At 74.6% G+C, this 22,098-nt stretch carries 18 protein-coding genes; 12 read left to right on the plus strand and 6 right to left on the minus strand.

Annotated features, from left to right (window positions below; genetic code table 11):
* Positions 1-2: 2 nt before the first annotated feature.
* The 3 genes from IF23_RS0110440 to IF23_RS0110455 form a co-directional block, all read right to left on the minus strand.
* A complete protein-coding gene (locus IF23_RS0110440) occupies positions 3-953 on the minus strand; it encodes a hypothetical protein (RefSeq protein ID WP_030282191.1) in 951 nt (316 codons plus the stop codon).
* 643 nt (positions 954-1,596) lie between these two features.
* A complete protein-coding gene (locus tag IF23_RS0110450; protein WP_030282193.1) occupies positions 1,597-2,817 on the minus strand; it encodes an acetyl-CoA C-acetyltransferase in 1,221 nt (406 codons plus the stop codon).
* Positions 2,818-2,968: 151 nt separating this feature from the next.
* Positions 2,969-4,018 carry an SGNH/GDSL hydrolase family protein gene (locus IF23_RS0110455; RefSeq protein ID WP_078653897.1) on the minus strand — a complete coding sequence of 350 codons (1,050 nt, stop codon included), beginning with the start codon at positions 4,016-4,018 and terminating at the stop codon, positions 2,969-2,971.
* Positions 4,019-4,218: 200 nt separating this feature from the next.
* Here IF23_RS0110455 and IF23_RS0110460 point away from each other — a divergent pair, with 200 nt between their 5' ends.
* Positions 4,219-5,604 (plus strand): cystathionine beta-synthase, encoded by a 1,386-nt coding sequence (locus IF23_RS0110460; protein ID WP_030282197.1) that lies wholly within the window; start codon positions 4,219-4,221, stop codon positions 5,602-5,604.
* A 320-nt stretch (positions 5,605-5,924) separates the two neighbouring features.
* Here IF23_RS0110460 and IF23_RS0110465 read toward each other — a convergent pair whose 3' ends face one another.
* The gene (locus IF23_RS0110465; RefSeq protein WP_030282199.1) at positions 5,925-7,343 is read right to left on the minus strand and encodes a purine-cytosine permease family protein; all 1,419 of its coding nucleotides are present in this window, start codon (positions 7,341-7,343) and stop codon (positions 5,925-5,927) included.
* A 267-nt stretch (positions 7,344-7,610) separates the two neighbouring features.
* Between IF23_RS0110465 and IF23_RS0110470 the strand changes: the two genes are divergently transcribed.
* Both IF23_RS0110470 and IF23_RS0110475 read left to right on the plus strand, forming a co-directional pair.
* Complete coding sequence (locus IF23_RS0110470; protein ID WP_030282202.1) at positions 7,611-8,609, plus strand: MurR/RpiR family transcriptional regulator; 999 nt, start codon at positions 7,611-7,613, stop codon at positions 8,607-8,609.
* A 235-nt stretch (positions 8,610-8,844) separates the two neighbouring features.
* Positions 8,845-9,441: a hypothetical protein gene (locus tag IF23_RS0110475; protein ID WP_030282204.1), complete on the plus strand. Its 597-nt coding sequence runs from the start codon at positions 8,845-8,847 to the stop codon at positions 9,439-9,441.
* Positions 9,442-9,535: 94 nt separating this feature from the next.
* Here IF23_RS0110475 and IF23_RS0110480 read toward each other — a convergent pair whose 3' ends face one another.
* Positions 9,536-10,897 carry a type III PLP-dependent enzyme domain-containing protein gene (locus IF23_RS0110480; RefSeq protein ID WP_051739465.1) on the minus strand — a complete coding sequence of 454 codons (1,362 nt, stop codon included), beginning with the start codon at positions 10,895-10,897 and terminating at the stop codon, positions 9,536-9,538.
* 389 nt (positions 10,898-11,286) lie between these two features.
* Here IF23_RS0110480 and IF23_RS0110485 point away from each other — a divergent pair, with 389 nt between their 5' ends.
* From IF23_RS0110485 to hutI, 3 genes are read left to right on the plus strand one after another with little or no spacing between them, the layout of a single operon-like run.
* Entirely contained in the window at positions 11,287-12,537 is a 1,251-nt protein-coding gene (locus IF23_RS0110485; RefSeq protein WP_030282208.1) for an allantoate amidohydrolase, read from the plus strand.
* Positions 12,534-13,931: a formimidoylglutamate deiminase gene (locus tag IF23_RS0110490; protein WP_051739476.1), complete on the plus strand. Its 1,398-nt coding sequence runs from the start codon at positions 12,534-12,536 to the stop codon at positions 13,929-13,931. Before IF23_RS0110485 ends, IF23_RS0110490 begins: the two co-directional genes overlap by 4 nt.
* A 47-nt stretch (positions 13,932-13,978) precedes the next feature.
* Positions 13,979-15,148, plus strand: coding sequence for an imidazolonepropionase (gene hutI, locus IF23_RS0110495; RefSeq protein WP_030282212.1), 1,170 nt, complete (start codon positions 13,979-13,981; stop codon positions 15,146-15,148).
* Positions 15,149-15,272: 124 nt separating this feature from the next.
* Here the strand turns inward: hutI and IF23_RS0110500 are convergent, their stop codons facing one another.
* Complete coding sequence (locus IF23_RS0110500) at positions 15,273-16,223, minus strand: RNA polymerase sigma factor SigF (protein ID WP_030282214.1); 951 nt, start codon at positions 16,221-16,223, stop codon at positions 15,273-15,275.
* Positions 16,224-16,472: 249 nt separating this feature from the next.
* On the opposite strand from IF23_RS0110500, the gene IF23_RS0110505 reads away from it, so the two are divergent.
* The 6 genes from IF23_RS0110505 (at position 16,473) to IF23_RS0110530 (ending at position 22,038) form a co-directional block, all read left to right on the plus strand.
* The gene (locus IF23_RS0110505) at positions 16,473-16,847 is read left to right on the plus strand and encodes an STAS domain-containing protein (RefSeq protein ID WP_030282216.1); all 375 of its coding nucleotides are present in this window, start codon (positions 16,473-16,475) and stop codon (positions 16,845-16,847) included.
* A gap of 169 nt (positions 16,848-17,016) precedes the next feature.
* A complete protein-coding gene (locus tag IF23_RS0110510) occupies positions 17,017-17,517 on the plus strand; it encodes an ATP-binding protein (RefSeq protein ID WP_030282217.1) in 501 nt (166 codons plus the stop codon).
* A gap of 265 nt (positions 17,518-17,782) precedes the next feature.
* The gene (locus IF23_RS0110515) at positions 17,783-18,505 is read left to right on the plus strand and encodes an LPXTG cell wall anchor domain-containing protein (protein WP_030282219.1); all 723 of its coding nucleotides are present in this window, start codon (positions 17,783-17,785) and stop codon (positions 18,503-18,505) included.
* Between the two features lie 76 nt (positions 18,506-18,581).
* Entirely contained in the window at positions 18,582-19,505 is a 924-nt protein-coding gene (locus IF23_RS0110520; RefSeq protein ID WP_030282220.1) for a COG1470 family protein, read from the plus strand.
* Complete coding sequence (locus IF23_RS0110525; protein WP_078653898.1) at positions 19,502-20,611, plus strand: hypothetical protein; 1,110 nt, start codon at positions 19,502-19,504, stop codon at positions 20,609-20,611. Before IF23_RS0110520 ends, IF23_RS0110525 begins: the two co-directional genes overlap by 4 nt.
* A complete protein-coding gene (locus tag IF23_RS0110530; protein ID WP_078653899.1) occupies positions 20,611-22,038 on the plus strand; it encodes a hypothetical protein in 1,428 nt (475 codons plus the stop codon). The genes IF23_RS0110525 and IF23_RS0110530 overlap by 1 nt, the downstream gene beginning before the upstream one ends.
* Positions 22,039-22,098 lie beyond the last annotated feature (60 nt).

A 22,098-nucleotide genomic window follows, 5' to 3' on the forward strand; every position in this document is an offset into this window, starting at 1 on the left:
GGTCAGAGCGAGGCGATGACGCGGTCGGCGAGAAGGTAGACGCTCTCCTGCCGGTCCTCGCCCCAGGCGAACGTCAGGGCGTACGCACCGGCGATGGCGGAACCGCCCAGCAGCACCGGGGCGTGACCCTCCCGCAGCGCCTCGGCGACGCTCTCGGACGTCTCGCGGTGGCCCGGCGTCAGACAGAGGGTGGTGCCGTCGGAGAAGACGTAGACGTCGAGGGTGCCCAGCGGGCCCGGGCGGACGTCGACCAGCGGCACGCTCCGCTCGGCCAGCTCCTCCAGCCGCGCCACCGTGCGCTCGTGGTCGGTGACGGCGGCGACCGGCGTGAAGTCCGGGTGCGAGGGGTGGCGACGGCGGGCCGCGGCCAGCTCCGCCGACTCGCCCTCCTCCGCCGTCTCCCACTCGGCGGCCCGCAGCGCGTCCGACGACTCCGGCGCGGGCTCGACCGCGGTGAACGGTTCCGGCACCGCGAACGGCTCCAGCGCGTCCGGGCCGAGCAGCGGCTCCAGACCGGCCAGGTCCGCCTGGCGGGGCAGGAACGGCCGGGCGTCGAACCGGTCGTCCGGCAGATCGCGGGGGTCCAGCGGGCTCTCCTCGCCGATCCCGGGCACCCCGCCCAGCAGCGACGGGGCGTCCGCGGCGTCCCGGGCCTCCTGGGCGGCCCAGAACGCCCGCGCCTCGGCCAGCTCCCGCTCCCGCTCCTCGGCGAGGGCGTCGGCGACCGCCGCGCGTATGTCCGCGAGCGGCGTCGCCTCGGCCGGGCTCTGCCGGGCCGCCGGGACGGTGCGGACCGCGTCGGCGTGGGCGGAGAGGGTTTCGCGGGTGGACACCAGCTCGGTGCGCACCTCGGCGAGCTGGCGGCGCAGCCCCCGGACGGTGTGCAGCGCCGCGGCGCCCACCGCCACGGCACCGGCCACGGCCAGGAACAGGACGAGGTCGACGACGCTCATGCGCCCTCCCCCCGTCGCTCCGCGGCCTCGGCGGCGCGCGGCGCGCGCCCGTCGACGGCCCGGGCCCGGCCGACGGCCGCGACGGCGGCCTTGCTGGGTTCGCTGCGCTCGCTCACTGGTGTACTCCCCATAGCAGAAGGTCTTTCGACTTCTACCTCAGCCTGACGGGCGTCGGCGACCGCGCCCAGTGCGCTTTGTCCCGAAATAGTGGGGGCCTGCGGCCTCATGCGACCGAGTGACCCCCGGCTGACCTGCAAGAACCCTTCTCCGGCGGGGCGTTGGTCACAATCCTGGCGGCGATTGGGTCGCGATCTTGTCACCGGGTGACCCACCTCACGCGCCCTTGCCGAGGGTGCCCGCACGACGACGAAGGGTGCGCGGAAACGGGGGAGTTGACTTCCCGGTTTCCGCGCACCCTTGGCGACGATTCAGCTCAGCGGCTCAGCTCAGCCGCGCCCCTTTTTTTGGTCGCGCTGAGCTTCGCCTCCGCTGCGGGCAGGTGCCGCCCTCCTTCGTCGGGCGACCCCTACCCTCCGCTGCGGCTCAGCTCAGCCGCGCGCTTTCATGGTCGCGTTCCGCTTCGCCTCCGCTGCGGGCGGGTGCCATCCTCCTTCGTCGGATGACCCCCACCCTCCGCTGCGGCTCAGCTCAGCCGCTCGATGACCATCGCCATGCCCTGGCCGCCGCCCACGCACATCGTCTCCAGGCCGAACTGCTTGTCGTGCCACTGGAGGGAGTTGATCAGGGTGGTGGTGATGCGGGCGCCGGTCATGCCGAAGGGGTGGCCGACGGCGATGGCGCCGCCGTTGACGTTCAGCTTGTCGAGGGGGATGTCCAGGTCCCGGTAGCTCGGGATGACCTGGGCGGCGAACGCCTCGTTGATCTCGACCAGGTCGATGTCGGACATCGACAGACCGGCCCGGCGCAGCGCCTGCCGGCTCGCCTCGACCGGGCCGTAGCCCATGATCTCGGGGGAGAGGCCGGAGACGCCGGTGGAGACGATCCGGGCCAGCGGGGTCAGGCCCAGCTCGCGCGCCTTGGTGTCGGACATGATCACCAGCGCCGCGGCGCCGTCGTTCAGGGGGCAGCAGTTGCCCGCGGTGACCAGTCCGTCCGGGCGGAACACCGGCTTGAGGCCCTGCACGCCCTCCACCGTGACGCCCGCCCGCGGGCCGTCGTCCTTGGCGACGACGGTGCCGTCCGGCAGCGTCACCGGCGTGATCTCCCGCTCCCAGAACCCGGCCGCGATGGCCTTCTCGGCGAGGTTCTGCGACCGGACGCCGAACTCGTCCATGTCCTGACGGGTGACGCCCTTGAACCGGGCGAGGTTCTCCGCGGTCTGCCCCATCGCGATGTACGCGTCCGGGACCAGGCCGTCCGCGCGCGGGTCGTGCCAGTCCGCGCCCGCCTGCTCCGCGCGGGCCGCGGTGCGTGCCTCGGCGTCGGCGAAGAGCGGGTTGTGGGTGCCGGGCATCCCGTCCGAGCTGCCGTTCACGGAGCGCGAGACGGTCTCGACGCCCGCCGAGATGAAGACGTCGCCCTCGCCCGCCTTGATCGCGTGCAGCGCCATCCGGGAGGTCTGGAGCGAGGAGGAGCAGTAGCGGGTGATCGTGCAGCCCGGCAGGTGGTCCATGCCCATCTGTACGGCGACGATCCGGCCGAGGTTGTGGCCCTGCTCACCGCCGGGCAGCCCGCAGCCGAGCATCAGGTCGTCGATGTCCCGGGGGTCCAGCTCGGGCACCTTGGCCAGCGCGGCCTCGATGATCTTCGCGGTCAGGTCGTCCGGGCGCAGCTCCTTGAGCGAGCCCTTGAAGGCGCGGCCGATCGGGGAGCGGGTGGCTGAGACGATGACGGCTTCGGGCATCACGGCTCCATGGGGTCGTAACGTGCGGCGGCGCGAGACCCGGGGGCCTCGGCGGGCGCGGGCGGGCGGGACTGTCAGGGAAGTTACCGGTACGTACCGCGGAGGTCACGGGGTGCGCGCTGTGATGCGGGACTCTTTTCTAAGCGGACGCTTATGCGGAGGTGGGCCCCGCGCCCACGGCGCCCCCGCCCCGGGCCGCCGGTGGCTGCTCGGTCTCTTCCGGGGCCGGGATCCGGCGGCGCCTGCGGTGCTTGAGCAGGGCCCAGGGCGCGCGGGCCGAGGCGACCTCCGTACCGGCCTCGGACGCGGCCTCCGCGGCGGCCTCCTCGACCGGCAGTACGCCCTCGTACCGGGCGGGCTCGGGGTGCTCGCCCTCCGGCCACAGGCCCAGGGAGGCGCAGAGCGTCGGCAGCACGGCCATCGCGGCGGTGGCGTAGCCCTCCGCCGACGGGTGGTAGTTGTCCGGGCCGAACAGCTCCCGCGGCCGGGCCTCGAACTCCGGGCCCAGCAGATCGCCGAGCGAGACCGTCCGGCCGCCGTTCTCCACCACGCCGATGGTCTGCGCCGCCGCCAGCTGCCGCGACAGCCGCCGGGCCACCCAGCGCAGCGGCTGGTAGACCGGCTCGATGGTGCCCATGTCCGGGCAGGTGCCGACGACGACCTCGCTCCCGGCCGCCCGCAGCCCGCGGACCGCGTCGGAGAGCAGCCGTACGGAGCGGGCCGGGGGCATCCGGTGGGTGACGTCGTTCGCGCCGATCATGATCACGCAGACGTCCGGGGCCGGGGCGCCGTCCGCCAGCAGCAGCGCGACCTGGCGCTCCAGGTCGTCGGATTGCGCCCCGGGCAGCGCGACGTTGCGGAAGTCGACCGGCAGCTCCGACAGCGCGGCGAGGCCGGAGGCGAGGAGCGCGCCCGGTGTCTCGCGGGCCCGGCGCACGCCCTGGCCCGCCGCCGTGGAGTCGCCGAGGAAGGCGAGGCGCAGCGGCGGCCGGTCGGCGCCGTGGCCGAACGCGGCGCCGTAGCGGCCGTCGGCGCACGGCGGGAGGTCGCCGGAGCCGCCGACCGTGCGGCGCGCCAGCCGGACCTCGGTCAGCAGCACCCCGGCGGCGGCCACCCCGAGCAGCCCGATCCCGCCGCCGCCGTACGCCGCGGCGGCGGCGATCCGCCGGGCCACCCTCGCCCTGGACAACGTCATCGGCATAGGCCGGGCACCTCCCCGTGCAGTGCGTCGGCGTGCCCCGGGCCGTACCGGTCGGCGCACGCCGGACATGCGGTGAGAACTCGTACAACAGGTTGTTGCCCCGTCGTGCACCGAACGCAACGCGGCGGCCCCGCAGACGGGCGGGCAATAGGCTGATGTGATGGGCGCAGGACAGCGTGCCCCCGACCGCGGAGACCACCGTGCAGTTTTACGATTCGATGATTGAGCTCGTCGGCAACACCCCGCTCGTGCGGCTCAACAACGTCACCCAAGGGATCCAGGCGACCGTCCTGGCCAAGGTCGAGTACTTCAACCCCGGAGGCTCGGTCAAGGACCGGATCGCGGTGCGGATGATCGAGGCCGCCGAGGAGTCGGGCGCGTTGCGGCCGGGCGGCACCATCGTCGAGCCGACGTCCGGGAACACCGGCGTGGGGCTGGCGATCGTGGCCCAGCAGAAGGGCTACAAGTGCATCTTCGTCTGTCCCGACAAGGTCTCGATGGACAAGATCAATGTGCTGCGGGCGTACGGCGCCGAGGTCGTGGTCTGCCCGACCGCCGTCGACCCCGAGCACCCGGACTCGTACTACAACGTCTCCGACCGGCTGGTCAGGGAGACGCCCGGGGCCTGGAAGCCGGACCAGTACAGCAACCCGAACAATCCGCGCTCGCACTACGAGTCGACCGGCCCGGAGCTGTGGGAGCAGACCGACGGGAAGATCACCCACTTCGTGGCGGGTGTCGGCACCGGCGGCACGATCAGCGGCACCGGCCGCTATCTGAAGGACGCCAGCGACGGCCGGGTGAAGGTCGTCGGCGCCGACCCGGAGGGCTCCGTCTACAGCGGCGGCTCCGGGCGGCCGTACCTGATCGAGGGCGTCGGTGAGGACTTCTGGCCGACCGCGTACGACCGGACCGTCGCCGACGAGATCGTCGCGGTGTCGGACAAGGACGCCTTCCAGATGACCCGGCGGCTGGCCAAGGAGGAGGGGCTGCTGGTCGGCGGCTCCTGCGGGATGGCCGTGGTGGCCGCCCTGGAGGTCGCCTCCCGGCTCGGCCCCGACGACGTGGTCGTCGTCCTGCTGCCGGACAGCGGCCGCGGCTACCTCTCGAAGATCTTCAACGACGAGTGGATGGCCGACTACGGCTTCCTGGAGGAGGGCGGCGCCGCCGCCGTCGGCGAGGTGCTGGCCCACAAGGAGGGCGCGCTGCCGTCGCTGGTGCACATGCACCCGGAGGAGACCGTCGGCCAGGCGATCGAGGTGCTGCGCGAGTACGGCGTCTCCCAGATGCCGATCGTGAAGCCGGGCGCCGGGCACCCGGACGTGATGGCCGCCGAGGTCGTCGGCTCCGTCGTCGAGCGGGAGCTGCTCGACGCGCTCTTCGCCCAGCGCGCCTCGCTGTCGGACCCGCTGGAGAAGCACATGTCGGCGCCGCTGCCGCAGGTCGGCTCCGGCGAGCCGGTCGCCGATCTGATGGCGGTCCTGGAGGGCGCGGACGCCGCCATCGTGCTGGTCGAGGGCAAGCCGAAGGGCGTCGTCAGCCGCCAGGACCTGCTGGCGTACCTGGCGCGCGAAGCGGGGAAGTGACGGCGCGGCCGGTGTGCGACGGGGCGGTCGGCGGGGGCCCGGCCGCCCCGTCGGCCGTCCGGTCCGCGGCACGGCGCCGCCCCGCCGCGCAAGATGTACGTACGCGTCATACGGACGCAGCACGTACTTAACACGGGTCCGGCAGATTGTCGGTCACGGCGATCGGAACTCCGGAGCGGCTCCCGGACCTCCCACTTCGCCGGGACGCCCCTCCGGACCTGGCCCGGAGCGCGTCCCCAGCGGGGACCGCCGTCGTCCCGACCCCGGCCACGGCCGGGGTGCGGCGGTCCCCGCCTTTCTCTTTCCGGGGTGCGGTGGGCTCAGCGGGGCGTGGCCGGTTCGTGCCCCTCGGCGGTGGCCGGGTCCGGCTCCGGCGGCACCAGGCGTCCGGTGTCGCGGCGGGCGAAGATCCCGTACAGCACGGCCGGTACGAGCAGGCCGACGAGCCAGGAGAGGTCGGCGCCGCCGAGCGGGCCGACCAGCGGGCCGGTGTAGAACGCGGTGGCCAGGAACGGCAGTTGGGCGAGGACGCCGACCGCGTAGACCGAGAGCGCCGTGCCGTTCCACGCGCCGTAGCGCCCGCGCGGGTCGGTGAGGGCGGGGATGTCGTACCGCTCCTTGGAGATCAGGTAGTAGTCGACGAGGTTGATCGCCGACCACGGCGTGAAGAACGTCAGCAGGAACAGCAGGAAGTCCTTGAACGCGGTGAGGAAGGAGTCCTTCCCCAGCAGCGCGACCACGGAGCCCGCCACCATGATCCCGGCGATGTACGCGCTGCGGGCGCGCGGTGACAGGGTGCGCTGGGTGCGGAAGCCGCTGACGCCGGTCACCAGCGACATGAAGCCGCCGTAGGTGTTGAGGATGTTGATGGTGAGCTTGCCGAGCGCGATGACGAGGTAGAGCAGTGAGGCGATCAGCCCGGTGCCGCCGAGCCCGACGATGTACGTCACCTCGTGGCCGACGAAGGCGGCGGGCGCCGCGGCGGCGGCCAGCGCGCCGAACGTCATCGACCACTGCGAGCCGAGCACCGAGCCGGAGAGCGTCCACCAGAACGTCGCCCGCGCCGAGGTGTGGCGCGGCAGATAGCGCGAGTAGTCGGCGACGTACGGGCCGAACGCCAGCTGCCAGGAGGCCGAGAGGGAGACGGCGAGCAGGAAGACGGGGAGCCCGAAACCGTGTGGATGCAGCAGCGCGCCCAGGTCGGTCTGGTGGAGGAGGCGGGCGCCGAGGTAGACGAAGGCGAGCGCGCAGACCAGCCCGGCGATCTTGCCGAGAAGGTGGATCAGGCGGTAGCCGACGGCTGTGGCGACGCCGGTGACCAGCGCGAACACAAGGATGCCGGTGGTGTCGCCGAGATGCGTCAGCTGGCCGACCGCCTGCCCGGCGAGCACCGTGCCGCTGGCGAAGAAGCCGATGTACATCACGATGACCAGGGCCAGCGGGACGACCGCGCCGCGCACCCCGAACTGCGCCCGGGAGGTGATCATCTGCGGCAGTCCGAGCCGGGGGCCCTGCGCGGAGTGCAGTGCCATCACGGCGCCGCCGAGCAGATTGCCGATCAGCAGTCCGGCCAGGGCCCAGAAGGGGGTCGCGCCGAAGACGACGGCCAGCGCCCCGGTGACCACCGCGGTGATCTGGAGGTTGGCGCCCAGCCAGAGCGTGAACTGATTGAACGCGCTGCCGTGCCGCTCCTCGTCCGGGACGACGTCGATCGAGCGTTTCTCCACCACACCGGCCATGGACACCACCTCCCTGGATGCATCCTGTATGAATTCATTCAGAATTAGGGTGCGGTGAATGGAAGGTCAATAGGTGGGAGCGGACCATCTGGGCCGGGCGGGGCGGAAGGGAGCCCGGTTCGGTGAGGTCTGCTCCGGTGCGGTGCGATTCGGGCGGCCGGTCCGGCGCGGGGCCCCGGCGGGCGTTCGGGGCGTCGCGCGGCCCGGGTTTCCGTAGAGTCGATCGGTAGACGACATGGCCCCCGACCGGGCCGGGAGGAAGAGGCGATGAGCGGGGACGGGGACGGCAACAGCGGCGGCGGTACGGCCGGTGCCACGGGCGGGACGGCCACGGCGCGTACGGGGGCGACCGGCGGTACGGACGGGACGGGCGTGGCCGGGGCTCCGGCCGGTGACGGTGCGGGGGCCGGGGCTGCGGCGGTCGGTGCGGCCGGTGGTGACGCGGCGGCCGCGCGGTTGCAGCGGCTCTTCGAGGGGCGGCGGCTGACGCCCACCCAGCGGCGTATCGCCCACTGCATGGTGCGCCGCGCCGCCGACGCGCCGTTCCTCTCCAGCGTCGAACTCGCCGAACTCGCCGGGGTCAGCCAGCCCTCGGTGACCCGCTTCGCGGTCGCCCTCGGCTTCGACGGCTACCCGGCGCTCCGCCGCCATCTGCGCGACACCGCCCCGACCGGCCCGGACGCCACCGCCGTGGTCAACGAGTACCAGCAGGCGGTCCAGGCGGAGATCGACAACCTCCGCCATCTCGCCGCCGTCCTCGCCGACCCGGAACCGGTCGTCCGGGCGGGCCGCCTCTTCGCCGCCTCCCGGCCGCTGCCCGTCCTCGGGCTGCGCGCGGCCACCGCGCAGGCCGCCGGGTTCGTCTACTTCGCCCGCAAGGTCCACCCGGACGTCCGCCTGCTCGACGAGGGCGGCTCGCTCCTCGCCGACCGCATCGACGCCGCCGTCCGCGCCGGGGCGAGCGCCCTGCTCTGCTTCGCGCTGCCGCGCCATCCGCGCGAGGTCGTCGAGGCGCTGGCGTACGCGCGCGCCGTCGGGCTGACCGTCGTCACCGTCGCCGACAGCGCCTTCGCCCCCGTCGCCCACCACACCGATCTGCTGCTCCCCGCCCCCGTCGGCACCGGTCTGACCTTCGACACGGTCTGCGCCCCGATGCTCCTGGGCCGCGTCCTGCTGGAGGCGATGTGCGACGCGCTGCCCGGCGCCCAGGCCAGCCTGGAGGAGTTCGACGCGAAGGCGGCGGCACGGGGGCTGTTCGTGGAGTGAGCCCCGGGAGCGGACACCCGGAGCGTCCGTACGGGCGCCCGCGAGCCCGGGGCTTCCGGCGGCTCCCGGCCCGGTCCGCGGCGGCCGTCCGCCGTCCTCCCGTCTCAGGGAATCCTCATCCGCGCTCACTACGCTCCACCGCCGGTACGGGGGTGTCGGTGCAGAGGTGACGGCACGGGCGGGCCGGTACGCGCCGAGCCGTCCGTGCGGTGCGGTCGAGGTGAGGAGGTCCGGCGTGGGACGCGGGGCGTACGGGCTGGCGCGGGTGGCGGTGATCGTCCGGGCGCCGGTCGGTTGGCTGTGGTGGTCCGGAGTGCTGGCCGCCGGGATCGGGGCGCTGCCGCCGGGGGCGGCCGGGCGCCGGATCGGGGTGCTCGCCGGGATCGCGGGCGGCCTGATCACCGCGTACGTGGTGTGGGCCGCGCGCCGCCGCCGCTGGCGGGCCCTGCTCGGCGCCGCGGAGCGGGCCGGGCGCGCCGTCGTCCTCCAGGACCGGGCGGTCACCCTCCGCGCCTGGCGCCGGGCCCACCGCCGATGGCTGCTCCTCGCCCTCCCGGTCGCCGTCGCCTCGTCGTTCGTCCTGCCCGTGGCCGGTGGCCTGCTGCTGTGCGGCGCCGCGCTCGGGCTGTGGGCCAAGGCGCGGTGGCTCGGCCGCTGGGAGCGGGAGCACGAGGCCCTGCTCTGGGTCCGTACCGAAGCGGCGGCAGGCGGGGGCGCCGCGGGCCGCACCGTCCCCGGCCTCCACACCACCGGCCTGGCCGCGGGCGACGCCGCCCCGGGCGGCGCCCGCAGGCCGCGCCGCCGCGCGCGATCGGGGTCGGCGCGGCGGTAACGCGGCGGGCGGGACGGCCGCGGGCGGGCGGTGGCGGCGCAGGGTCCCGCCGACGCGGCCCGGCCCGGCGCCTCGCACCCCGCAGGCCCCCGCCTCACTGCAACGTGCGCAGCTCCTCCGTGTGGGCCCCGCCGCTCTCCGCCGTCAGCTCCTCCAGGGTCTGCGGCGTACGGACGGTCGCGAAGCGGACCCCGCCCGCCGGGTCCGCGGTGTAGCCGTACACCCCGGGCCGGGGCAGCGAGTTGTAGGCGAAGTGGGTGGAGAAGTAGTACGCGCCGGTGTCCAGCAGCGCGGCGTGGTCGCCGGAGGCCAGGAGCGGCAGCGGGCGGTTCTCGGCGACCAGATCGCCCGCGAAGCAGCACGGCCCGGCGATGTCCTGGGCGACCTCCGGCCCCTCCTTGGGCAGCCCCCGGGCGTCGTACGCGGCGACCCGCAGCGGCCAGGCGTCCGGGACGAAGACCGTACGGGTGGCGACCTGCGCCCCGGCGTGGGTGACCGCGATCGGCCGCCCGCCCGCCGACTTCGCGTACTCCACCCGCGCCACCACCGTGCCGTGCTTGGCCAGCAGCGACCGGCCGAACTCGGTCACCAGCCCGTACCGCCCCCGGAACAGCCCCGGCACCCGCTCCCGCAGCAGCTCCACGTACTCCCGGTAGGTGGGCGTGACCCGGTCCGAGGCGAAGTTCACCGGCAGCCCGCCGCCGATGTCGAGGGTGTCGACCTGCGCCCGCCCCACCTGCGCGTTGATCTCCTCGGCGAGGTCGAACAGGGCCCGCACCCCGTCGGCCATCAGCGGCAACGCCATGCCCTGCGAGCCGACGTGCCCGTGCAGCCGGGTCAGCCACGGGCGGTCCCGGTAGGCCCGCACCACCCATGCCCGGGCGCCCTCGTCCCGTAGCGCCACCCCGAACTTGGAGGTGTCCGTCGCGGTGCTCATCGCGCCGATGCTGCCGCCGCCGAGCTGCGGATTGACCCGCAGCCCCAGCGGCGCGCCGGTCGGCGCCGACGACACCAGCGCGTCGACCCGGGCCAGCTCCTCCGGGTTGTCGATGTTGACCGCGATGCCCAGCGCCAGGGCCTCGCGCAGCTCGGCGGGGGTCTTGGCGGGGGAGTCCAGCACCGTGCGCCGCACCGGGACGCGCGCCGCGCGGGCCAGCGCCAGCTCCCCGGGGCTGGCCACCTCGCAGCCCAGCCCCTCGTCGGCGAGCAGCCGCAACACCGGCACCAGCGACGCCGCCTTCACCGCGAACGCGTGCAGCACGGGAACCCCGGCATCGGTGAACTCGGCGAAGGCGGAACGGAGTTCGGCCGCCGAACGCCGCACCCCCGCGACATCCAGCAGCCCGGCGACGGGCGCGGCGGGGCTCACGAGCCCCTGCTCGACGGCTGCCCGTACGGCACGGTCCCGGTCCGTGCGGCCCGGAACGGTCGGAGAACCAGTGGTGAGGCCAGTCATACCGTCACTCCATCATCGCTCCGCCGTACGACGCCACAGCTGTCCAGGGACCGGTCACCGAGCCGTTACGCGTCCCCGGCGGGACGGTGACCCCGGGGGAGGCGGTCGGCCCGCCCGGCGGCCGGGGGCGCGGCCGGAAGGCCCGGTGCGGCGAGGCCGCGCCCCGGTCCGTGAGAAGGGCCACACGATCGTCGCCGTGGGGTGCGCGGTGGTACGCGGCGCCCGGTCCGGCCGTGGCCGCCGCCCGCCCTCCCGCGCTGTTGACTAGCCATATTCAGCGAAGCCAATATGTGAATATCCCGATCCAATCGCTGCCGGGAGGCACCCGTGCCAGGACCTCGTCCCGTTCCGACCGAAGGCGCTGCCGCACCCACGACGGGGGTGCGGGCATGACCGGACAGCCCGCGTCGTTCCACACCATGTGGCGGGAGCTGCGGCCCCTCGGCCGCGACACCTCCTCCGGCGGCTACCGCCGCCACGCCTGGACCCCCGCCGACGCCGACTGCCGCGCCTGGTTCCGCGCCCAGGCCGAGGCCCGCGGCCTCTCCTACGAGCTGGACCGCAACGGCAACCAGTGGGCCTGGCTCGGCGTCCGCTCGTACACCGAGGTCGCCCCCGGCGCCGCCGTCGTCACCGGCTCCCACCTGGACTCCGTCCCGGACGGCGGCGCCTTCGACGGCCCGCTGGGCGTCGTCTCCTCCTTCGCCGCGCTCGACGAACTCCGCCGCAGGGGAGCGGAGTTCCGCGCGCCGCTGGCCCTCGTCAACTTCGGCGACGAGGAGGGCGCCCGCTTCGGGCTCGCCTGCGTCGGCTCCCGGCTCAGCGCGGGCGCCCTCACCCCCGAGGACGCCCGTGAGCTGCGCGACGGCGACGGCGTCACCCTGCCGCAGGCCATGGAGCGCGCCGGATACGACCCCGACGCGATCGGCCCCGACCGCGACCGGCTGGACCGGATCGGCGCCTTCGTGGAGCTCCACATCGAGCAGGGCCGCGCCCTCGACCTGACCGGCGACCCGGTCGGCATCGCCTCCGCCATCTGGCCGCACGGCCGCTGGCGGTTCGACTTCCACGGCGAGGCCAACCACGCGGGCACCACCCGCCTGGAGGACCGCCACGACCCCATGCTCAGCTACGCCCGGACCGTCCTCGCCGCCCGGGAGGCCGCCCACGCCGCGGGCGCCCTGGCCACCTTCGGGAAGATCAGCGTCGAGCCGAACGGCGTCAACGCGATTCCCTCGCTGGTCCGCGGCTGGCTCGACTCCCGCGCCGCCGACCAGGACATCCTGGACACCGTCGTCGAGGAGATCGGGCGCGCCGCCGCGGAGAGCGCCGCCCGTGACGGCGTCGACCTGCGCGTCGTCCGGGAATCCTTCACCCCCGTCGTGGAATTCGGCCACACCCTCCGCGACGAACTGGGCACCCTGCTCGCCCGCGCCGCCGACGGACGGCCCGTCCCCGTCCTCGGCACCGGCGCCGGACACGACGCCGGCATCCTCTCGGCGACCGTCCCGACCGCCATGCTGTTCGTACGCAACCCCACCGGCGTCTCGCACTCGCCCGCCGAAACCGCGGCCGAGGACGACTGCGTCGCCGGGGTCACCGCACTCGCCGACGTACTGGAGGGGCTCGCGTGCCGATGACACCGCAGGACACCACGCCGCCCGGCGGCACCCCCGAACGCCCCACGCCGCCGGGCGCGACGGTCTACTGGCTCGAACACGCCTGGCTCGGCGACCGCACCGAGCCCGGCGTGACCGTCGAGACCGCCCAGGGGCGGATCACGGCCGTCCGCACCGGCACCGCCACCCCGCCGCCCGGCGCCGTCGCCCTGCGCGGGCTGACGCTGCCGGGCCTGGCCAACGCCCACTCGCACGCCTTCCACCGGGCGCTGCGCTCCACCGTGCAGGTCGGCTCCGGCACCTTCTGGACCTGGCGCGAGGTCATGTACGACACCGCCGCCCGCCTCGACCCGGACAGCTACCACGCCCTCGCCCGGGCCGTCTACGCCGAGATGGCGCTCGCCGGGATCACCTGCGTCGGCGAATTCCACTACCTCCACCACCGGCCCGGCGGCGGCGCCTACGCCGACCCCAACGCCATGGGGGAGGCGCTGATCGCGGCCGCCGCCGACGCCGGAATCCGCATCACCCTCCTCGACACCGCCTACCTCTCCGCGGGCTTCGGCACCCCGCCCGCCCCGCACCAGCGGCGCTTCTCCGACGGCACCGCCGACGCCTGGGCCGAACGCGCCGCCGCCCTCAAGGGCGCCGCGCACGCCCGCATCGGCGCGGCGATCCACTCCGTCCGCGCGGTGCCCGCCGCACAGCTGGGCACCGTCGCCGACTGGGCCCGCGAACGCGGCGCCCCGCTGCACGTCCACCTCTCCGAGCAGACCGCGGAGAACGACGCCTGCCAGGAGGCCCACGGCTGCACGCCCACCCGCCTCCTCGCCGACCACGGCGCCCTCGGCCGCACCACCACCGCCGTGCACGCCACCCACCTCACCTCGGAGGACATCGGCCTGCTCGGCGGCGCCGGGAGCGGGGTGTGCATGTGCCCGACCACCGAGCGCGACCTCGCCGACGGCATCGGCCCCGCCGTCCGCCTCCAGGAGAGCGGCAGCCCGCTCTCGCTGGGCAGCGACAGCCACGCCGTCATCGACCTCCTCGAAGAGGCCCGCGCGATGGAGCTGAACGAGCGGCTGCGCACCCGCGCCCGCGGCCACTGGACCGCCGCCGCACTGCTGCGCGCCGCCACCGCCGACGGCCACACCGCCCTCGGCTGGGACGACGCGGGCACCCTGACCACCGGCGCCCTCGCGGACTTCACCACGATCGCGCTGGACTCCGTACGGACCGCGGGCCCGCCGCCCCGGCTCGCCGCGGAGACCGCGGTATTCGCCGCGACGGCGGCCGACGTACGGCACACCGTCGTCGGCGGCCGCCGGATCGTCCGCGACGGCGTGCACACGCTCGTGCCGGACGTGCCCACCGAACTCGCCGCGGCCGTCGCCGCCGTACGCACCCGCGACTGACGCGCCCCCACGGGACGCACCAGCGGACGAAGGAGAACACCACCGCGATGACCACCACCGCACTGACCCGTCTCACCCAGCTCGTCACCAACGACCCCTCCCTCGGCGAAGGCCCCCTCGGTCTGATCCAGGACGCGGCCGTCGTCATCGACGGCGACCGCATCGCCTGGGTCGGTCCGTCCAGCAAAGCACCCGCCACTGACAACGCCGTCGACGCGAGCGGCCGCTCCGCCCTGCCCGGCTTCGTCGACTCCCACTCCCACCTGGTCTTCGGCGGCGACCGCACCCAGGAGTTCAACGCCCGGATGTCCGGCCGCGCCTACGAGGCGGGCGGCATCCGCACCACCGTCGCCGCCACCCGCGCCGCCACCGACGAACAGCTCTCCGCCAACGTCGCCCACTACCTCGCCGAGGCGCTGCGCCAGGGCACCACCACCTTCGAGACCAAGTCCGGCTACGGCCTGACCGTCGAGGACGAGGCCCGCGCGCTGCGCATCGCCGGGGAGCACACCGACGAGGTCACCTACCTCGGCGCGCACATCGTCTCGCCCGACTACGCCGACGACCCGGCCGGCTACGTCGACCTCGTCACCGGCCCGATGCTGGACGCCTGCGCCCCGCACGCCCGCTGGATCGACGTCTTCTGCGAGAAGGGCGCCTTCGACGGCGACCAGGCCCGCGCGATCCTCACCGCGGGCAAGCGCCGCGGCCTGCTGCCCCGCATCCACGCCAACCAGCTGTCCTACGGGCCCGGCGTACAGCTCGGCGTGGAGCTGGACGCCGCCTCCGCCGACCACTGCACCCACCTGACCGACGCCGACGTCGACGCGCTGGCCAACTCCGCCACCGTCGCGACGCTGCTGCCCGGCGCGGAGTTCTCCACCCGCGCCACCTGGCCCGACGCCCGCCGCCTGCTGGACGCCGGGGCGACCGTCGCGCTCTCCACGGACTGCAACCCCGGCTCGTCCTTCACCTCGTCGATGCCGTTCTGCATCGCCCTCGCCGTCCGGGACATGCGGATGACGCCCGACGAGGCGGTGTGGGCGGCGACGGCGGGCGGCGCGCAGGCGCTGCGCCGCACCGACGTGGGCCGGATCACCCCCGGCGCCCGCGCCGACCTCACGCTGCTGGACGCGCCCTCCCACGTCCACCTCGCCTACCGGCCCGGCGTCCCGCTGGTGTCGGGCGTCTGGCGCAAGGGCGTCCGGGTGGCCTGAGCCGCCGCACCGGGGCTCCTACGGGCCCCACACACGAAGGAGGGCCCGCCCCGAGTCGCCCGGGGCAGGCCCTCCTTCGCGCGGGCGGACACCGGCCGGTGGACCGGTGGGCGACCGCGGAATCTCACTCGTCGATCATCAGACCCTTGCGCAACCGCACCAGGGTGCGCGAGAGCAGCCGGGAGACGTGCATCTGGGAGATGCCCAACTCCTCGCCGATCTCGGACTGGGTCATGTTGGCGACGAACCGGAGCGACAGGATCTTGCGGTCGCGCGGCGGGAGTTCGGCGATCAGCGGCTTGAGGGATTCGACGTACTCGATGCCCTCGAGTCCGTGGTCCTCGTAGCCGATCCGGTCCGCCAGCGCGCCTTCGCTGTCGTCCTCCTCGGGCTGGGCGTCGAGCGAACTCGCGGTGTACGCGTTGCTCGCCGCCATGCCCTCCACGACCTCGTCCCGGGTGATGCCGAGACGTTCGGCCAGCTCGCCGACCGTGGGTGCACGGTCCAGCTTCTGGGCCAGTTCGTCACCGGCCTTGGCGAGGTCGAGGCGGAGCTCCTGCAGCCGCCGCGGCACGCGCACCGACCAGCTGGTGTCGCGGAAGAAACGCTTGATCTCGCCGACGATCGTCGGCATCGCGAACGTCGGGAACTCGACGCCGCGGCTCAGTTCGAACCGGTCGATCGCCTTGATCAGACCGATCGTGCCGACCTGGACGATGTCCTCCATCGGCTCGCTGCGGGAGCGGAACCGGGAGGCCGCGAACTTGACCAGGGCGAGGTTGAGTTCGACCAGGGTGTTCCGGACGTAGGCGTATTCGTGGGTGCCTTCCTCAAGCGATTCGAGCCGCTCGAAGAGGGTTTTGGACAGCGCCCTCGCGTCGACCGGACCCACCTCGTCGAACGGCGGGATCTCGGGCAGCCCGTCGATTTCGGGCACCACCGGCAATTCGGGTTCGGCGGCGGCCGGCTGGGAAGGGATCTGTCCGGTCGGGTCGGACGGGGGTGTCGACGAGGTGTGCTGCCGGGTGTCGTCGGTGCGCATTTCGTCGAGCCGGGGTGACATGGTCTCCTCCATCGTTCTCGGCATATGGCTGCCGATGCCTCTACGTGAAGCTGCGGTGTGCGGCGCCTCCAAAGCCGGCCGTGGCGAATGTGTCTGCGTCTACGCCTACCTGGCTTTGCCGGAAGATGGCAAGTGTGCGATGTCTGTATTTGGTGTTATATGCGGATTGTTCAGCTACCCCTGTGTGAAGCGAAGGCGTAGGGTTCGATGAGCGCAGTCATAGGCAAAACGACGTCGAGACAGCAAGAGGGGTGCGCGCGCATGGACCGCGGGACGGTCGGCAGTGCGAGCCGAGGCCGGCTTCACGTCGCGATCCGGCATCACGGCGCCAGCGCGGTCGTGACGGCGGCGGGCGAGCTGGATCACCACACCGCCGATCTGTTGCGTGACGCGTTGGAGGGGTGCGTGGCGGAGGGGCGTGCCCGCCTGGTGGTCGACTGCGGGCCCCTGGAGTTCATGGACTCCACCGGACTCAACGTCCTGCTCGGCGCCCGCCTCAAGGCGGAGGCCGCGGGGGGCGGGGTCCATCTCGTCGCGATGCAGCCCGTGGTGGCCCGCGTCTTCGAGATCACCGGCGCGGAGGCGGTTTTCACGGTGCACGACTCGCTCGATGCGGCACTGGCCGGCGAAGGGTGACGGAGGATGCTCCGGGGGATGGCATTCCGGGCACGTAGTCCGCGTCACATCTTCCGTACCCAAGAAGTGGGTGTTCTCACGGTCCGGTCGGGCAGGAGACATCTGAATCCGTTGAATCTGTCAGTTATCCGTTTTCCGTGAAAAGGCGAATCGGTGAGGTGAAGCGCTGATGAGCACCACCCGGCCGTACCCGCCGGGCGACCTCGGCCCGGAGTCGGGCAGCGCCGGCGCTTCCGCCGCGGCCCCGCCCGCCGCCCCGGTCGGCCAGGTCCGCAGGCTGCGCCTGAGCGGCACCCGGGGAGCCGTCGCGCGCGCCCGGGACTTCGCCCGTGAGGCCCTCCAGGACTGGGGCTGGCTCCCGGCCGCCACCGCCGATCAGCGCGCGGCCGCCGAGGACGTCCTGCTGGTCGTCTCCGAGCTGGTCACCAACGCCTGTCTGCACGCCGAGGGCCCCGAGGAGCTGCGGCTGCGCTGCACCGCCAAGGTGCTGCGCCTGGAGGTCGGCGACCTGGGCGCCGGGTCGCCCGCGCCGCGCACCCCGCACCGTGCCGGACGCCCGGGCGGGCACGGCATGTTCATCGTGCAGCGGCTCTGCCTGGACTGGGGCGTCGTCCGTAACGCCGACGGCCCCGGCAAGACCGTCTGGGCCGAACTGGCCGCGCCGTCCTGAGCGGTGCCGGGCGGCGCGCGCCGCCCGGGAGCCCGGTGCGGCCGGGAGGTGAGGGCGTGGACCCGAGGGTCCGCGCCCTCCGTGCGTTCCGCCCCGATCCGCCCCGCGCAGTGCCTTCCCCCTTCGCGGTCCCCGGCGTACCTTGAGCCACCCATCTGATGTGCCGTCAGTAAACGGGCGGCGCCCAGGGACGGTACGGGGCCGCCGGGCCCGCGGCCCGCACGGGCCCCGCCGCGCCCCTGGACCCGGGAGAAGGGAACGAGAGGTGGCCCGCTTCCACACCCCCCAGATCCGCCGCCCCCGCGCGGCCCGGCCCGCCGTCGCCGTGGCGCTGACCTCGGCGGCGGTGCTGCTGTCCGCACCGACCGCGCATGCCGACGTCGTCGACGTCAACTACCAGTGCAAGACCCCGATCGGCAACAAGGGCGCCGTCTCGCCCATCGACATCACGTCCACCCCGAGCGGCGGCGGGTACCGGCTCGTCATGTCGTTCCGCAAGGGCGTCTCGTCCAGCCCCGTCGAGCTGGGCAAGGGCGCCATGAAACCGTCCGCCGTCATCGAGCTGGGCGGCGCGGACAAGGGGACGGTGCCGGTGTCGGGGCCGCCCAACGACCAGGCCATCCCGGCCAACACCCCGATCAAGATCAGCGACCTGAGCGGTACGTACACGCCCAAGGCGAGCGGCAAGGTGACGTTCACGGCGGGCGAGCTGACCATCAAGGCGCTCGGCACCACGACGACCTGTACCCCGAGCAACAGTCCCAAGCCGTCGCTCAGTCTGGACGTCAAGGGTGGCTCCGGAGGGTCGGGCGGCGGGTCCGGCTCCTCCTCCGGCGGTGCCTCGGGCGGCGGCGCGTCCGGCTCCGGCGGGCAGCTGCCGCAGACCGGACCCGCGGACTCCGCCGTCGCCCTCGGCACCTTCGGCGCCACCGTGCTGCTCGCCGGGGCGGCCGGTGCCCTCTGGCTCAACCGCCGCCGCACCGCCTGACCCGCCGCCCCTCCCCGGGGCGCGCGCCCGCACCGCGCCGCCCCTCCCGTACGCGTACGAGCACCAGGAGCAGCCGATGCCGTTCCGTACCCGCGGCGCGTCCGTGGCACTCGCGACGGTCGCCGCGCTGGCGTGCTGGCCCCCGGGCGTCGCGGCGGCCACCGCCCGACCCGGCTGGTCGGTCGCGCCCGCGCCCGGCGCCGGGAGCCGCCCGACCGGCGACGACCGGCCGTTCTTCTACCTGGAGGGCGCGCCCGGCACCGCCCTGGCCGACCGGCTCGCGGTGACCAACCCGGCCGGACACCCCGTCACCGTCCGGCTGCGCGGCGCCCCGGCGCCGGGCGGTACGGACGCCTCCGCCTGGCTCGCGCCCGCCGCGGCGCAGGTCCGTGTCCCGGCGCGGACCCGGGCGGCGGTGCCGTTCACCGTCCGGGTGCCCCGGGACGCCGCACCCGGGGAGCGCACCGCCGTGCTCCGCGCCGACGGTCCCGGGGGCGGGCGGAGTGTCCCCGTCCATCTGCGGGTGACCGGGCCCGCGCTCGCCGCGCTGACCGTCGAGGACGTCGCGGTGGCCCGGGGCGACGAGGGGGCAGAGATCCGCTACACGCTGGTCAACCGCGGCACCACGGTGCTCCGGCCGCGCCTCGCGGTACGTGCCGACGGCTTCCTGGGGAGCGCGCTGCGGCGCCCGGCCCGCGCGCTGCCGGTCGCGCTCGCCCCCGGGCAGCGCGTCCGGCGCACCGAGACCTGGTCCGATCCGCCCGCCCTGGACGCCGTCGACATCACCCTCACCGTCACCGCCGCCGGGGGCGCGCACGCCTCCGCACGCGCCGGGTACGCACCCCTGTCCCGGGGCGCGCTCGGTGCCGGGGCGCTCGCCGTCGCCGCGGGTGCGGGCGGCGCGCTGTGGCGACGGCGCCGCCGCACCGCCCGCACCGCGCCACCGGACCGACCCGCCCACGGAACAAGGGAGTTGACGCGCGTGGGAGACCGACCGTGACCCGCGGGGCGGCGCGCCGCACCGTACGGGCCCGGCTGCGCCGCGCGGCCGTCGCCGTCCTCGTCCTGGGCGCGGCGCTGCTGCCGTACGCGCCGACCGCGGCCGCCGCACCGGGCAGCGCCGCCGGAGCGCCCACCGCCGAGGTCGGCACCGCACAGGCCGGAACCGGCGGCACGGTGACCGTCTCCGGGCGCGGCTGGCGGCCCCGAACGCTGCTCACCCTGCTGATCTGCGGCCAGAACATGATCGGCGGCACCAACTCCTGCGCCAACGGCGACGGGCGGGCGGTCACCACCGACGCCCACGGCGCGTTCCGGACCGCGCTGCCGGTGGCCGAGCCGCCCAAGCCCTGCCCCTGTGTGGTGCATGTGGCGACGGTGACCGGCCCGGCCGCCGCCGACGACGTACCGTTCGCGGTCGCCGGGCACCCGGTCGCCCCGCTGCCGCAACAGGAGACCGGCGCCCGCCTCGCCGTGGTCTCCGGACCCGAACTGACCGGCGGCGACAACCTGCTGACCTGGTTCGGCGCGCCCCCGCGGCGGCGGCTGACCTTCACGGTCGGCAACACCGGGGCGGTTCCGGCGAAGGACCCGGTCTTCTCGGTGGGCACCGCGCACGGGGTGTTCGCGGCCCAGTGGGAGGACCGGCAGTGGCACGGCACCGTGCCCGCCGGGAAGAAGGCCCGGATCTCCCTGGACGTGGAGCTGGCGGCCGGTGCCCACGGCGGCTACCAGGTCTCGGCCAGGTACGGCGGCAAGTTGCTGGTCGAACAGGGCTGGGACGTCGGGCGGCCCTGGGGCGTGACGCTGTTCTGGGTGCTGCTCTGCCTGGTGGTGCCCGCCGCCGTCTTCCGCGCCGGGATGGCCGTCGTCGACCGGGTACGGCCACGGACCGCACCGGCGCCGCGCACCGCCCGGTCCGCCCGCCGGGCCACCGGGCCCCGGGCGCCGGGCCGGTGGCGCGCCCGGCTGCGCACGCTTCGGGGCGGTACGGACGGGGGGACCGCAGCCGCGGACCGCCCGGCCGCGCTGCCCTGGTACACCCCGGACACCGCACCGTCCGCGACCACATCCAGCGCACCACCGACAGCGGAAGGGCCATCGTGATGAGGAAACGGCGGAGCGTGCTGAGACGACGCGGAGGAGCGGGGGTGGCCGCCGGGGCGGCGCTGCTGCTCGCGGGCGCGGGGCTGGTGGCCACGGCCCCGACCGCGCAGGCGGCGGACACCGCGTACCGGACCGAGTGCACCCCGCCACCGATCTCGGGGCTGCCGCCGGTCGAGGGCACCACCACGGTGGCGCTGAGCGCACCGGCGACCGCGAAGGTCGGCGAGGAGATCGAGGTGGTGTGGAAGACGGTCACCGCCGCCTCGAAGAACCCGGACGTCCTCGACCTGGACAAGGACACCGTGCAGCCCTCCGGCGTGGTGCAGTTGGCCGGGGCGCAGGCAGGTGAGCTGGCGATGAAGGGGCCGCGGAGCAATCCGCCGATCCCGAAGAACAGCCCGATGGTGCTGCCGGACATGAAGGGCACGCTGAAGCTGGAGAAGCCGGGGGAGGTGACGCTGACGCCCGGCGCGTACACGATCAACGTCAACAAGCCGATCTCCACGGACACCAAGTGCGTCCCGAAGGAGAAGGCGGCACCGGCCGTCACGATCAAGGTGACCGACGGCGGCGGCACGACCGGCGGCGGCGACTCCGGGGGGACGGCGGCGGGCGGCACCTCGTCCGGCGGCACCTCGTCGGGCGGCTCCGGCGGTACGGCCGCGGGCGGGACGTCCACCGGTGGCGGCGACGGCGGGACCACCGCCGGAGGCTCCGGTTCCGGAGGCGGCAGCACGGGCGGCACCGGCGGCTCGGGCGGGGAGCCCGACGGCACCGCGCACCAGGGTGAGCAGGTGCAGGTCCCGTACGCCTGCAAGACGCCGATCGGGGACAAGAAGGCCACCTCGCCGGTGCGGATCGACGCGGTGGCGCAGGGCGGCGGCTACGACCTGACGGTGAAGTTCGCCAAGTCCGTGATGGACAGCCCGGCGGACATCCCCAAGGGCTCGGTCAAGCCGTCGATGGCGGTGGCGCTGGGCGGCGCGGACAAGGGCACCGTCAAGGTCGAGGGCCCGGCGAACGCCGCGCCCATCAAGTCCGGGCAGCCCATCGAGATCCCCGACCTCAAGGGCGGCTACACCCCGGGCGCCACCGGCCGGACGACGCTGACCCCCGGCGTCCTGACCGTCAACGCCCTGGGTACGACCACCACCTGCACCCCGGAGAAGGACCCGGGCGCCTCCCTGACCCTCGACACCGCGGCCCGGCCCGGCGGCGCCTTTGGCGGTACGTCCACGGCGGGCGGCACCTCCGGCACGTCCGGCGCGTCCGGTTCCGCGGGCGGCGCCGCCGCGGCGGGCGGTCTCGCCGACACCGGCGCGAGCGACCACGGCGGGCTGACCGCCCTCGGCGTCTTCGCCGCCACCGTGCTGCTGCTCGGCGGCGGCCTGCTGCTGGGCACCCCCTGGCGGCGGGCCCGCCGCTGACCGGCCCCGTACGCACGAGGGCCCGGCACACCCGATGCGGTGTGCCGGGCCCTCGTGGTG

The organism is Streptomyces catenulae, from assembly GCF_000718015.1.
GTDB classification, from domain to species: Bacteria; Actinomycetota; Actinomycetes; order Streptomycetales; family Streptomycetaceae; genus Streptomyces; species Streptomyces catenulae.

Coding starts and splice junctions, on each gene's coding strand:
- IF23_RS0110500 (WP_030282214.1), bottom strand. CDS start 16,223: ATGGAGGAGACCATGTCACCCCGGCTCGACGAAATGCGCACCGACGAC.
- IF23_RS0110465 (WP_030282199.1), bottom strand. CDS start 7,343: ATGGCCGGTGTGGTGGAGAAACGCTCGATCGACGTCGTCCCGGACGAG.
- IF23_RS0110450 (WP_030282193.1), bottom strand. CDS start 2,817: ATGCCCGAAGCCGTCATCGTCTCAGCCACCCGCTCCCCGATCGGCCGC.
- IF23_RS0110490 (WP_051739476.1), top strand. CDS start 12,534: ATGACACCGCAGGACACCACGCCGCCCGGCGGCACCCCCGAACGCCCC.
- IF23_RS0110455 (WP_078653897.1), bottom strand. CDS start 4,018: ATGCCGATGACGTTGTCCAGGGCGAGGGTGGCCCGGCGGATCGCCGCC.
- IF23_RS0110530 (WP_078653899.1), top strand. CDS start 20,611: ATGAGGAAACGGCGGAGCGTGCTGAGACGACGCGGAGGAGCGGGGGTG.
- hutI (WP_030282212.1), top strand. CDS start 13,979: ATGACCACCACCGCACTGACCCGTCTCACCCAGCTCGTCACCAACGAC.
- IF23_RS0110470 (WP_030282202.1), top strand. CDS start 7,611: ATGAGCGGGGACGGGGACGGCAACAGCGGCGGCGGTACGGCCGGTGCC.
- IF23_RS0110440 (WP_030282191.1), bottom strand. CDS start 953: ATGAGCGTCGTCGACCTCGTCCTGTTCCTGGCCGTGGCCGGTGCCGTG.
- IF23_RS0110510 (WP_030282217.1), top strand. CDS start 17,017: ATGAGCACCACCCGGCCGTACCCGCCGGGCGACCTCGGCCCGGAGTCG.
- IF23_RS0110480 (WP_051739465.1), bottom strand. CDS start 10,897: ATGACTGGCCTCACCACTGGTTCTCCGACCGTTCCGGGCCGCACGGAC.
- IF23_RS0110520 (WP_030282220.1), top strand. CDS start 18,582: ATGCCGTTCCGTACCCGCGGCGCGTCCGTGGCACTCGCGACGGTCGCC.
- IF23_RS0110505 (WP_030282216.1), top strand. CDS start 16,473: ATGGACCGCGGGACGGTCGGCAGTGCGAGCCGAGGCCGGCTTCACGTC.
- IF23_RS0110485 (WP_030282208.1), top strand. CDS start 11,287: ATGACCGGACAGCCCGCGTCGTTCCACACCATGTGGCGGGAGCTGCGG.